This is a genomic window from Marinococcus halophilus (genome assembly GCF_900166605.1).
Classification (GTDB): domain Bacteria; phylum Bacillota; class Bacilli; order Bacillales; family Marinococcaceae; genus Marinococcus; species Marinococcus halophilus.
The window spans coordinates 749,563-761,344 of record NZ_FVZD01000006.1 but is presented as its reverse complement, the minus strand read 5'-3'; the positions used below and the strand labels follow the sequence as shown (position 1 = coordinate 761,344).

The window sequence follows — 11,782 nt, the reverse complement described above, 5'->3', positions numbered from 1 at the left end:
ATTCTTGCAACCTATTTTTAAAAAATAACCACTTTCTTTTAAGGAAAGTGGTTATGCATACTTTTTTATATTATTCTCCACTGACGGAGCAGTTCGTTCACCTGGTTTTTTGTTTCTTTTTCTGTGCCCGAGTTATCAACTACTGCATCTGCCAGATGTCTTTTTTCTTCAAGGGGCATCTGCGATTTGATTCTTGCAGCTGCATCCTCTTCGCCCCGGCCATCGCGGTCGATAAGCCGCTGCTTCTGTATCGATTCATTTACGTAAACGACGATCACACGGTCGACCAGAAAATTTAAATTGTTTTCAAGCAGAAGCGGAATATCAAGCACCACATGCTCGTTCCCTTCACGCACAAGATTATCCCGTTTGGTCATCATACGCTGCCTGACAGCAGGGTGGATGATTTGGTTGAGCACCTGACGTTTCTCCGTGTCATTAAAAATGACCGAGCCTAGCTTTTTTCTGTCGAGCGTCCCGTCAAGCTGAAGGATTTCCGGACCGAAATGCTCAATAATCTGTTCAAGGGCAGGCTCTCCTGGTTCCACCACTTCCCGTGAAATTACATCCGCATCAATCACGGGAAGCCCCTGCTCCCGAAGAGTGTCTGCCACCAGTGATTTACCGCTTGCTATTCCGCCTGTAAGGCCGATAACCATTTCTTCCCCTCCTTCGTCTGGCATACTGGACAGTAATGAGTACCTCTGCCCGCTACTACGGCCCGTTCGATTTCATGCCCGCACACTTTGCACGGCTCTCCTTTTCTTCCATATACATACAGGTTTAATTGGAACGCACCAGCCTGCCCGTCCCCGTTCACATAGGAACGCACTGTGCTCCCTCCCTGTTTGACTGCTTCTTCTATCACTTCTGTTATTTGCTTTCGAAGCACCTCTATGACTGGCTCACTAAGATTTGCGGCCGGAGCGTCAGGCAAAATGCCCGACCGGAACAGTGCTTCATCCACGTAAATGTTCCCAAGGCCCGCAATAATCGATTGATCGAGCAGTACTGCTTTGATGCTGCGTGATGTTTTCTGAAAACGGGTGCTCAAATACTCAGCTGTAAAAAACGGATCAAGGTAGGGCTCCGCCCCCAACTGATTTAGCGGTTTTTCGCCCCATTCCTCGCCGCGGTCAAATACATGCATGGTGCCAAACTTACGTACGTCACGATAGCGGAGCTCCGTGCCGTCGGTGAAATGAAAACGCACATGCGTGTGCTTATCCGGCTCCCCGCCGTCACTCCATTCATATCGGCCTTCCATGCGCAAGTGGGAGACAACTGCCAGATCTTCGAGATAAATAACTAAAAATTTCCCTTTACGGTGCACCCGATCAATCGTTTTGCCCCCAAGCATCATTGAAAAGGCTTCATGGTCATCGGGCCGCTTAATAATGTTTGGCCAGTATACTTTTACGTTTTCTACGGTTTTTCCAACGGCCGTCTGTTCTAAATTCCGGCGGACCGTTTCAACTTCCGGTAATTCGGGCATTCTTTCCTCTCCTTATTTCGCATCGTACCATGTCGGCCCCTGGGCCACGTCTGCCTTTAAAGGGACCGACAGCTCAATTGTCTGTTCCATCAGCTCCGGCACAAGCTCCTGCATGGTTTCCACTTCGTTCTGTGGCACTTCAAAAATCAATTCGTCATGCACTTGAAGCAGCAGGCGGCTGGCTAAGCCTTTTTCTTCAAGGGCTTTACTTACATCCACCATTGCCTTTTTTATAATATCAGCAGCCGTCCCCTGAATAGGAGTATTCATGGCCGTTCTTTCAGCAAAGCTGCGCTGGTTAAAATTGCGGCTGTTCATGTCGGGGAGGTACCTGCGGCGGTGCAGAAGCGTCGTAACAAACCCGTCGCGCCTGGCCTCATCTTTAATATCATTCATGTAGTTCTGCACATTAGGATAGCTTTTTAAATAGCTTTCAATGAATTCTTTCGCTTCGTTTCTCGTGATGCCAAGACTCTGTGAAAGCCCATAGTCCGAGATCCCGTAAACAATCCCGAAGTTCACGGCTTTCGCACTTCTGCGCATGTTTGATGTCACTTCGTCCTGCCCGACGCCGAAAACATCCATCGCCGTTTTTGTATGAATATCCATGTTGTTTTGAAAGGCTTCTTTGAGTCCTTCATCGTCCGCGATATGAGCGAGCACCCGGAGTTCGATCTGCGAATAATCTGCCGAGAGGATGGACCACCCGGATTCAGAAGGAATAAAAGCTTTCCGGATACGCCGGCCTTCTTCAAGGCGGATCGGAATGTTTTGCAGATTCGGCTCTGTCGAACTCAGCCGGCCTGTCTGGGTAATTGCCTGGTTAAACATTGTATGGATTTTGCCGGTGGATGGGTGAATTACTTTTAAAAGTCCTTCGATATACGTAGATCTCAGCTTCGAAATCTGGCGGTACAACAGCAGGTTTGGAATAATTTCATGCTGATCCCGGAGCTTTTCGAGTACATCTGCCGACGTGGAGTAGCCAGTTTTTGTTTTTTTAACAGCAGGGAGCTCAAGCTCTTCAAATAAAATCGGCCCAAGCTGTTTCGGTGAATTAATGTTAAATTCACGACCAGCCTGTTTATAAATTTCTTTTTCAAGCTCGGCAAGACGGCCGTCCAGTTCATCACCGATAGTCTCAAGCTGGGAACGGTCCACGCAGATCCCCTGGGTTTCCATTTGTCCGAGCACGAGCGACAGCGGCATTTCCAGTTCTTTAAACAGTTCGAGCTGCTCGTTTTGCTTTAGATCCTCCTCGATTTTCCCCTGAAGCCGGTAGACCGCTTCACCTTTACGGATCAGGTGCTCTGCCAGTGCTTTCTCCTCCGGCTTGGTGCGCTTTGCCCCTTTGCCGTACACAGCTTCGTCGGTATCCACTACCTGCAGATTCCGGCGTTTCGCTATATCAGACACATGATGAGACGATACGGAGGGATCAATTAAATACGAAGCAATCAATGTGTCATGGGTAATCCCCCGAAGCTCCAGGTCATTCCACCCAAGAGCAACCACGGCACGTTTTGTATCAAATGTATATTTTTCCCTCGATTCGTCTTTAGCCCATGCCTGAAATGCTTCGCTCTGCAGTGCATTCTCCGTGGAAATAAAATACCGTCCGGTTTCGTTGATAACTGCTATCCCCCATATGCTCCCGTGATGGTAATTTTCTTCCGGCACTTCCACAACCAAAGCCGACGGAGACACAAGCATGTCCTCCTGGACGTCTGTAACATGCTTATACGCCAGTTCATCGAAGATCTGCTGCGCTTCATCCACATCGTCAAATTTATTTAACAGCGTTTGAAATTCCAGCTCACGGAAAAGATCCGTTACTTCTTTTACATCGTAGTCTTCATGCTTTAATTTCGAAAGCTCGAGATCGAGGGGGGTATTTCGGTATATAATAGCGAGTTCCTTGCTCATTTTCGCCTGCTCTCTATTCTCTTCGAGTCGCTCCTTCATCTTTTTCCCGGAAATTTCATCAATGGATTCCAGTACTTTGTCCACAGAGCCGTATTCCTTTAACAGCTTTAATGCGGTCTTTTCCCCGATCCCCGGGACGCCTGGAATATTGTCCGAGCTGTCTCCCATAAGGCCTTTCATATCAGTGATTTGAAGAGGATCAAGGCCGTACCGCTCCCGAATGGCATCCGGGTCGTATAATTCCGTATTCGTTATTCCTTTTTTGATAAAGGAAACGTGAACACGGGGGCTGACTAGCTGCAACAGGTCCCGGTCCCCGGTATAAATGCGCACGTCCCAGTTTTCCTCTTCGGCCTGCTTCGAAAGCGTACCGATAATATCATCCGCTTCGTAGTTTTCCTTCTCGATGTAAGGAACTTTAAAAACGTCCAGTACCTCACGAATAACTGGCAGCTGTTCGGATAACTCAGAGGGCGTTTTTTCCCGGCCGGATTTATACTCACTGTAAGTATCATGGCGAAAAGTTGTTTTCCCGGCGTCAAATGCGACAAGCACATGGCTTGGGTCCTCATCCTCTAAAATTTTCAAAAGCATGGTTGTAAAGCCGTAAATGGCATTGGTATAAACGCCTTTATCGTTATTTAAAAGAGGCAGGGCAAAAAATGCCCGATAAGCAATACTGTTTCCATCCAATAACACTAGTTTACTCAAATTATTGTCCTCCTTATTTCAAAAAGCCAAACCGGCTTCTTATGTATAGCACCTAATGTACTTTCATGTTCATCGTTATATTTTATCATACACCGCGTGCAGCGTCAGAACGTCCACTTGAAAAAGCACAAAAAAAGAACGAAAGCCAAGGGGTGCTTTCGTTCCAGAGGGGATGCAGCCCGCTGCAGAAACAAGCAGCGGATGAAAACCCGTTCGACCACTATGTTATAACATAAATGTAAATGACTTATGGATTAGAGATTAAGAATTTGTAAATTCTTCCTCTTCCATATTCCGTGACTTCGGAAAGCGCAGTGTAAATGTCGTCCCTTCGTTTTTTCTGCTGTGCACTTCGATACGCCCGCCATGGGCATCCGTCAAGTGTTTAACAATAGCCAGCCCGAGTCCAGTGCCTCCAGAGCCGCGGCTTCTGGCTTTATCAACGCGGTAGAACCTTTCAAAAATACGCGGCAGTTGTTCGGGACTAATGCCAATGCCATTGTCCTCCACTTCAAGCACTGCCTCTTCCGCTTCTTCAAACAGCCGGACCTGCACTTCGCCGCCTTCTTTAGTATAAATAATCGCATTGTTTACCAGGTTAATAATAATCTGTTTTATCCGGGCTTCGTCCCCGTCCATATAAATTCCAGTGTCAATACGGGAAGTGAGTAGCAAGTGCTTATCGATCGCTTTAGATTCAAGAAGCCGCAGGGCTTCTGTTATTGTGCTGCTCATGTCAAAACGGCTCCGGTTTAATTCAAAGTAATCCTGTTCAATTCTTGAAAGTTCCAACAGATCACTGATTAAATCCTGAAGCCGGTCGCTTTCTTTCCACATAATTTCCAGGAATTGCCTGCTTAACGCTTCATCATGCATGGCCCCGTCAAGGAGCGTTTCGGTAAAGCCTTTTACTGATGTCACCGGTGTTTTTAATTCATGCGAAACGTTAGCCACAAAATCTTTTCGCACTTCCTCAAGCTTTTTCAACTCTGTAATATCATGCAAAACGAGTACGATACCCCGCAGCTCTTCATTTTCTCCAAGTACTGGGGCCCCGTATACATGGAAAAAACGCACTTCAAGCTCATGCAGCATCTGGACGGTGGCGCTCGTCCGGCTTTCAGTTAAAAATATCTTCTGGATGAGCTTAATGATCTCTTTTTCATCCATCGCTTCATAATACAATAAATTGAGCCATTCACTTGTATCCTCTTCAAAAACGCGGGAGCAATAGGCATTCATCAGTGTAATTTCGCCGCGGCTGTTTATAAAAACCAGCCCGCTCTCCATCGTATTAATCAGGGTCTCAAGCCGTTCCTGCTGCTCCTGGTTTTCCTTTGTCACGCTTTCAAGGTTAAATGCGAGCACGTTAATAGAGCGGGTCAGCTGGCCAACCTCATCCTGGGCGCTTCCATAAGCACGGGCACTGAAATTGCCTTTAGCCAGTTCATTGGCCGTTTTTGTAGCCTGGGTGATCGGTTTGGTCAATTGATTTGTCACTTTGGTTGTAATGTATAAAATGATTAAGAGCGCTACACCAAAGCAGCCAATCAACGTTCCCCAAATCAGCCAGTTAATCGCGTTAATCCGTTCGACAGGTATCGCAAGTCTCATATAATACGTATAGTTTTCATACGAAAAAGGCACCGCGTAATATAAAAGCTCTGCTTCCAGCGTATTACTGTATCGGATGTTACTTCCTTTACCACTTTCACGGGCCTCCTCTATTTCCGGACGTCCGAAATGATTGTCGAGTTCCTCTGATTCAGCTTCTGTTTCTCCAATAACCTCTCCGGTTTCATTCAAAATCGTCACACGGACATCCAGCTGACTGCTTATATTCTGGGCCAGTGCTTCCCAGTTTCCTTCCTCCCGCTCTTCAGCAATAGAGGCAGAAAGGTTGGCCTCTCTTTCCAGACTATTCTCGAGCTCCTCCACATAAAGGGAACGGACAATTTGCCCTATCACAAGCCCCACGACGGTCAAAACGATTAAAATAATCGCCATCAAGGCTACAATCAAGCGGGTGCGGAATCGCTTCATGCAGGCGCGGGCTCCTCAAATTTATAGCCAAGACCACGGACTGTTTTGATGTATACCGGTTTTTTCGTATTCGGTTCAATTTTTTCACGTAGATGACTAATATGTACATCGACAATTCTCGTGTCTCCGACAAATTCGTAATTCCATACTGCATTCAATAGCTGGTCACGCGTAAGCACCCGGCCTTTATGATTAATTAAGTAGACGAGCAGTTCAAATTCTTTCGGAGTCAGTTCAAGTGCTTCTTCCTGCACGTATGCTTCATAATTTTCCGGATATACTGTTAAGTGACCGATGGTTTTACTTTCTATTTTTTCCATTTCCGTTTCCTGCCCGGAATAGTCCACTCTACGCATGATGGCTTTAACACGGGCGACCAGCTCGCGCGGGCTGAACGGCTTTGTCATATAATCATCGGCTCCAAGTTCAAGACCGAGCACTTTATCAAATTCTTCGTCTTTTGCAGTAAGCATCAATATTGGAACCTGTATTTTTTCTGTCCGGATTTTCCGGCACACCTCGAGGCCGTCGATCTCTGGAATCATCAGATCCAGCACAATTAAATCGTACTTTACCTGCTGTGCTTTCCGGATTGCTTCCACGCCGTCATAAGCGGTATCCACCGTGTATCCCGACTGTTCGAGATTGTATTTTAACAGCGTTACGATAGATTCTTCATCGTCCACTACCAACAACCTTGTTGCCATATGAACCCTCCGCCTCTCAGCGCCCCCCTTGGCCCTGATTATTTTCCCGAGCTGCTGCATCTGTCACATTCATCATACTATAAGCGAACAGTACAGCTCAATGTTTATCGCTTTTCGTCTGCAAGCAAAAAAAGACTGCCTGTACGATACAGGCAGCCCGCAGTACTTCTTTAATCGTTCGGTAAGGCCTTCATGACATCACGAACAGAATCAGCAGAAGTATTCAATTGATTTTGTTCTTCCTCTGTCAGCTCGAGCTCGATAATTTTTTCCAGCCCGTTACCGCCAAGAATGGTCGGGACTCCGAGGTAAAGATCATTATATCCATATTCGCCTTCAAGATAAGCAATAGATGGGAGCACGCGCTTTTTGTCCTTTAAAATAGCTTCGACCATTTCTGTAAGAGCAGCAGCAGGGGCATAGTACGCACTTCCATTACCAAGAAGCTGCACAATTTCTCCTCCGCCCTTGCGTGTGCGTTCAATAATGGCGTCAATACGTTCCTGGGATATGAGCTTAGTCAGCGGCACTCCGCCAGCGTTCGAATAACGGATCAGCGGTACCATGTCATCTCCGTGGCCTCCAAGAACGAATCCCTGGATGTCTTCCACAGAAATACCGGTCTCCTGGGCAACAAATGTGCGGAAACGTGCCGTATCGAGCACCCCGGACTGTCCGATAACACGGTTTTTAGGGAAGCCGGATTCTTTATACACCGCATAAGTCATTGCATCTGCCGGATTCGTGAGCACGACAATAATGCATTCCGGTGAATGTTTCACAATTTCTTTTGTGACAGATTTCATGATTTTTGCATTTGTATTAATCAGATCATCCCGGCTCATTCCCGGCTTTCTTGCAATACCTGCTGTAATCACGACAATGTCCGACCCAGCTGTATCAGCGTAATCCGAGGTGCCGGTCACATTAACATCCGACCCATTTACCGGAGTCGACTCGAGCATATCGAGTGCTTTTCCTTTTGTCGGTCCTTCATTGTCCGGGACATCTACAAGCACTACATCCCCGAGCTCTTTCTGGGCAACCATAAGAGCCGTAGTAGCGCCTGTAAAGCCGCCTCCTATAACTGATACTTTTCTGCGCGTAATAGCCATGCATGCTCATCTCCTATCAATTGATTGGATTACATATTGCTGATTAGAGCGTCACCGAACTCAGAGCACTTCACTTCTTTTGCTCCGTCCATCAGGCGTGCGAAGTCATAAGTAACGACTTTGCTTCCGATGGTTTTGTCCATGGATTGAAGCACAAGCTCGGCAGCTTCATTCCAGCCAAGGTGACGAAGGAGCAGTTCACCGGACAGGATCACAGAAGATGGATTTACTTTGTCCAGGCCGGCGTATTTTGGCGCTGTGCCGTGTGTAGCTTCGAAAATAGCGTGCCCTGTCTCATAGTTGATGTTGGCGCCCGGCGCAATACCAATACCGCCAACCTGTGCAGCAAGGGCGTCGGAAACATAGTCCCCGTTCAAGTTCATCGTGGCTACTACATCAAACTCTTTCGGACGTGTCAGAATCTGTTGCAGGAAGATGTCTGCGATAGCATCTTTTACAATGATTTTGCCTTCACTTACCGCTTTATCCTGGGCAGCATTTCCTGCTTCTTTGCCTTCTTTTTCTACGATTTCATCGTATTCGCGCCATGTGAAGACTTTATCCCCGAATTCACGCTCCGCAAGGTCGTAACCCCAGTTTTTGAAGGAGCCTTCGGTAAACTTCATGATATTTCCTTTGTGTACGAGGGTTACACTTTCACGGCCTTCATCAAGAGCGTATTGAATTGACGCACGCACGAGACGCTCAGTACCTTCTTTGGAAACAGGTTTTACGCCGATTCCGGATGTTTCAGGGAAACGGATGTTTTCGGATCCCATTTCGTTTTGCAGGAAGTCGATTACTTTTTTCACTTCATCCGTGCCTTCCTGGAATTCAATGCCGGCATAGATATCTTCTGTATTTTCACGGAAAATCACCATGTTGACGTCTTCCGGGCGCTTCACTGGAGAAGGCACTCCTGTAAAGTGCTGAACCGGGCGCAGGCACGTAAACAGGTCAAGCTTTTGGCGCAGCGCCACGTTCAGGGAACGGATGCCTCCACCGATAGGAGTAGTGAGTGGGCCTTTAATAGCGATTAAGTATTCACGGATAGCATCCAGGGATTCTTCCGGAAGCCATTCGCCTGTTTTGTCATAAGCTTTCTGTCCTACAAGGATTTCTTTCCAATGAATTTTCTTTTCTCCGTTATAGGCTTTTTCTACAGCTGCATCCAATACTTTCTCCGCTGCTGCCCAGATGTCCGGGCCGATGCCGTCCCCTTCGATATACGGAATAATCGGTTCGTTTGGCACCGTTAAGTTACCATTACTAGTTTGAATTTTTTCTCCATTAGACATGAATAAATCCTCCTTTAATATAATAAACCTTTACTTTTCCCGGGCACTGGACCGTGCCCGGGGCTGCTGAAGCTGAAAGCAAGACAAGCGAAGTGCTGCTTTTTAAAGTCTTTCTTACCGCTCTTCAAGAGAAACATACTTTTTGTTTTCCGGGCCAACGTATTCGGCGCGCGGACGGATTAAACGATTGTTTTCATACTGCTCAAGAATATGGGCAATCCATCCGGACGTGCGGCTGACAGCAAAAATTGGCGTGAACAAGTCATGGTCGATGCCGAGACTGTGATATACAGACGCCGAGAAGAAGTCCACGTTTGGCAGCAATCCTTTTTCATTTTCAATTTTTTCTTCAACCTTCATCGACATGTCATACCATTTCGATTCTCCGGTCACTTCTGTCAGCTGGCGGGACATTTCGCGCAGATGCTTGGCACGCGGATCACCGGTTTTATATACCCGGTGGCCAAAGCCCATAATCTTTTCTTTGTTATCAAGAAGTTTCTGCACATGGCTGTCTACATTTTCAGGAGTGCCGATTTCTGTAAGCATTTCCATCACACGCTCGTTGGCGCCACCGTGAAGCGGGCCTTTTAATGCCCCGATAGCAGCTGTGACTCCAGAGTACATGTCCGAAAGGGTAGCCACACATACACGGGCGGTAAAGGTTGAAGCATTCAGCTCATGGTCGGCATGCAGGATCATCGCTTTGTTAAATGCTTTGATGGACGTTTCATCTGGCTCTTCTCCGTTTAGCATATACATAAAGTTTGCCGAAAAGCTCAGTGCAGGATCGGGTTTGATTGGATCTTTACCTTTTCGAATTCTTGCAAAGCCTGTGACGAGGGATAGAATTTGTGACTGCAGACGCACAGCTTTGCGCTGGTTTGCTTCTTCGCTCATGTCGTCAGCTTCACTGTCATATAAGCTTAACTGGGACACTGCAGTACGAAGGGCAGCCATAGGACGCACTTTATCAACTGAATACTGTTTCATATAATCAAAGACCTCATCCGGAACGCTCATATTATCCATGAGCGACTGGCGGAAGTTGTTATATTCTTCTTTGTTTGGAAGCTCTCCGTACCAAAGCAGGTAAATGACTTCTTCAAAAGATGCATGCTCTGTCAGGTCATCAATATGATATCCCTGATACTTTAACACATCATCAACAATGGAGCTGACACTGGAAGTTGTAGCTACAACGCCTTCTAAACCACGAGTTGAACTCATTACACAATCTCTCCTTTAATTCAAAAAGTATAACGTATGTACCGAAGAAGAAAATGCTTACATTTTCCTTTTAATAAAACATACGTTTCAAAACAGAACGGTTGGTCTGTTTTTGTCATAAAAACCCATTGTACTGCTACTTTTTGGAGGTGTAGCGCATTCAATTGTGTACACAATAATGACTATTTCCCTGTTTAGGCAGCCGGAGAAACACCCCGGCTGTTATTCAGCCGTTATCCACCGAGAGAGGAAAACCACTCTACGGCTCTCATCGCAATATATGCGATGCCAGCCCCGATTAGAGGGCCGACGGCTATACCGTTAAACAGAGCTACTGCTAATATAGTTCCAAGCACTAGTGCAGTGGTAATATGCGGGTCGCTCTGAAGCAGCTCTACACCCCCCTTGGCGATAAGAGCCACCAGAATGCCTGAAGCAAGCGCAATCCATGCATAATAGGAACGAACTGCTTCGCCGAGCTGGCGAAAGCCAATATCCCCGGTAGCAATAGGAACCAGAACCGCAAACGTCAAAATAGTAACAGCAATTTCAATGCCTTTTGCCTGCATAAACGGAAATATTTTATCGCCCAGCCCTGTCCATTTAATAACAATTAAAGCAGCAACGGCTACAATTAGCGACTGGTTTTTTGCGAAAATTCCCACCGCAAGCAGTATAAGTAAAAAAACTGAGGCTTGCGATAACAATGCATGGTCATCCTTCCAAATTAAACGCTCCTAATAATCCTACCACATTTGACAATTTCATGTCATGTGCGCCCGGAAAGTTTTCAGAAGTTTCAATCGGGCGGGCGGGGCGTCAGGATTACCACCTGCGCCCCATTACTCTTATATTCCCGTTATCTACCATTTTTTTAAACCATCTCTTTAACACAGCTTTCATTCCTCTTCTCGACCACGGGATCAACAGGCTGAAGCCAAGAGCGTCTGTGATAAAGCCTGGGGTGAGCAATAGCGTACCGCCGACAAGAATACATACACCATCGAGCACAATATCTCCAGGCATTTCTCCCCGTTGTGTCTGCAGCTGCAGCGTACGGAACACCTGCAGGCCTTCCCGTTTCGCCAGCCAGGCCCCAAGCAGGCCGGTTGCAATAATGAGTGCAATTGTCGGCCATATACCAATCGTATTGCCGGCTAATATTAGCACCCCTACTTCTGCAGCCGGTATAATAATCAGCAGTAATAAAAACCATTTAGCCATCTGCCCGCCCCCCTTCGTTTAAGTTTTTATCCA

General features: G+C 46.7%; 10 protein-coding genes. All 10 read right to left on the bottom strand.

Annotation, left to right across the window (positions count from 1 at the left end; all coding sequences use genetic code 11):
- Positions 1–65: 65 nt before the first annotated feature.
- The 10 genes from coaE to B5066_RS09895 all read right to left on the bottom strand — a co-directional run bounded on the left by coaE (position 66) and on the right by B5066_RS09895 (position 11,749).
- Positions 66–659: a dephospho-CoA kinase gene (gene coaE / locus B5066_RS09940; protein WP_079475776.1), complete on the bottom strand. Its 594-nt coding sequence runs from the start codon at positions 657–659 to the stop codon at positions 66–68.
- Positions 632–1,495, bottom strand: a complete 864-nt coding sequence (gene mutM, locus B5066_RS09935) for a DNA-formamidopyrimidine glycosylase (RefSeq protein WP_079475775.1) — start codon at positions 1,493–1,495, stop codon at positions 632–634. The genes coaE and mutM overlap by 28 nt, the downstream gene beginning before the upstream one ends.
- A 12-nt stretch (positions 1,496–1,507) precedes the next feature.
- Positions 1,508–4,132: a DNA polymerase I gene (gene polA / locus B5066_RS09930; RefSeq protein WP_079475774.1), complete on the bottom strand. Its 2,625-nt coding sequence runs from the start codon at positions 4,130–4,132 to the stop codon at positions 1,508–1,510.
- A 261-nt stretch (positions 4,133–4,393) separates the two neighbouring features.
- On the bottom strand, positions 4,394–6,175 hold the full coding sequence (pnpS, locus tag B5066_RS09925) for a two-component system histidine kinase PnpS (RefSeq protein ID WP_079475773.1): 1,782 nt from the start codon (positions 6,173–6,175) through the stop codon (positions 4,394–4,396).
- A complete protein-coding gene (locus tag B5066_RS09920; RefSeq protein WP_079475772.1) occupies positions 6,172–6,882 on the bottom strand; it encodes a response regulator transcription factor in 711 nt (236 codons plus the stop codon). Before B5066_RS09920 ends, pnpS begins: the two co-directional genes overlap by 4 nt.
- A 170-nt stretch (positions 6,883–7,052) precedes the next feature.
- Positions 7,053–7,997, bottom strand: coding sequence for a malate dehydrogenase (gene mdh / locus B5066_RS09915; protein WP_022793106.1), 945 nt, complete (start codon positions 7,995–7,997; stop codon positions 7,053–7,055).
- A gap of 29 nt (positions 7,998–8,026) precedes the next feature.
- On the bottom strand, positions 8,027–9,295 hold the full coding sequence (gene icd / locus B5066_RS09910; protein ID WP_079475771.1) for an NADP-dependent isocitrate dehydrogenase: 1,269 nt from the start codon (positions 9,293–9,295) through the stop codon (positions 8,027–8,029).
- A 114-nt stretch (positions 9,296–9,409) separates the two neighbouring features.
- Positions 9,410–10,525 (bottom strand): citrate synthase, encoded by a 1,116-nt coding sequence (gene citZ / locus B5066_RS09905; protein ID WP_079475770.1) that lies wholly within the window; start codon positions 10,523–10,525, stop codon positions 9,410–9,412.
- Positions 10,526–10,758: 233 nt separating this feature from the next.
- Complete coding sequence (locus tag B5066_RS09900; protein WP_079475769.1) at positions 10,759–11,232, bottom strand: DUF441 domain-containing protein; 474 nt, start codon at positions 11,230–11,232, stop codon at positions 10,759–10,761.
- Positions 11,233–11,350: 118 nt separating this feature from the next.
- Positions 11,351–11,749: an FxsA family protein gene (locus tag B5066_RS09895; RefSeq protein ID WP_079475768.1), complete on the bottom strand. Its 399-nt coding sequence runs from the start codon at positions 11,747–11,749 to the stop codon at positions 11,351–11,353.
- Between the last annotated feature and the right edge of the window lie 33 nt (positions 11,750–11,782).

Coding starts and splice junctions, on each gene's coding strand:
- coaE (WP_079475776.1), bottom strand. CDS start 659: ATGGTTATCGGCCTTACAGGCGGAATAGCAAGCGGTAAATCACTGGTG.
- mutM (WP_079475775.1), bottom strand. CDS start 1,495: ATGCCCGAATTACCGGAAGTTGAAACGGTCCGCCGGAATTTAGAACAG.
- pnpS (WP_079475773.1), bottom strand. CDS start 6,175: ATGAAGCGATTCCGCACCCGCTTGATTGTAGCCTTGATGGCGATTATT.
- B5066_RS09920 (WP_079475772.1), bottom strand. CDS start 6,882: ATGGCAACAAGGTTGTTGGTAGTGGACGATGAAGAATCTATCGTAACG.
- mdh (WP_022793106.1), bottom strand. CDS start 7,997: ATGGCTATTACGCGCAGAAAAGTATCAGTTATAGGAGGCGGCTTTACA.
- icd (WP_079475771.1), bottom strand. CDS start 9,295: ATGTCTAATGGAGAAAAAATTCAAACTAGTAATGGTAACTTAACGGTG.
- citZ (WP_079475770.1), bottom strand. CDS start 10,525: ATGAGTTCAACTCGTGGTTTAGAAGGCGTTGTAGCTACAACTTCCAGT.
- B5066_RS09895 (WP_079475768.1), bottom strand. CDS start 11,749: ATGGCTAAATGGTTTTTATTACTGCTGATTATTATACCGGCTGCAGAA.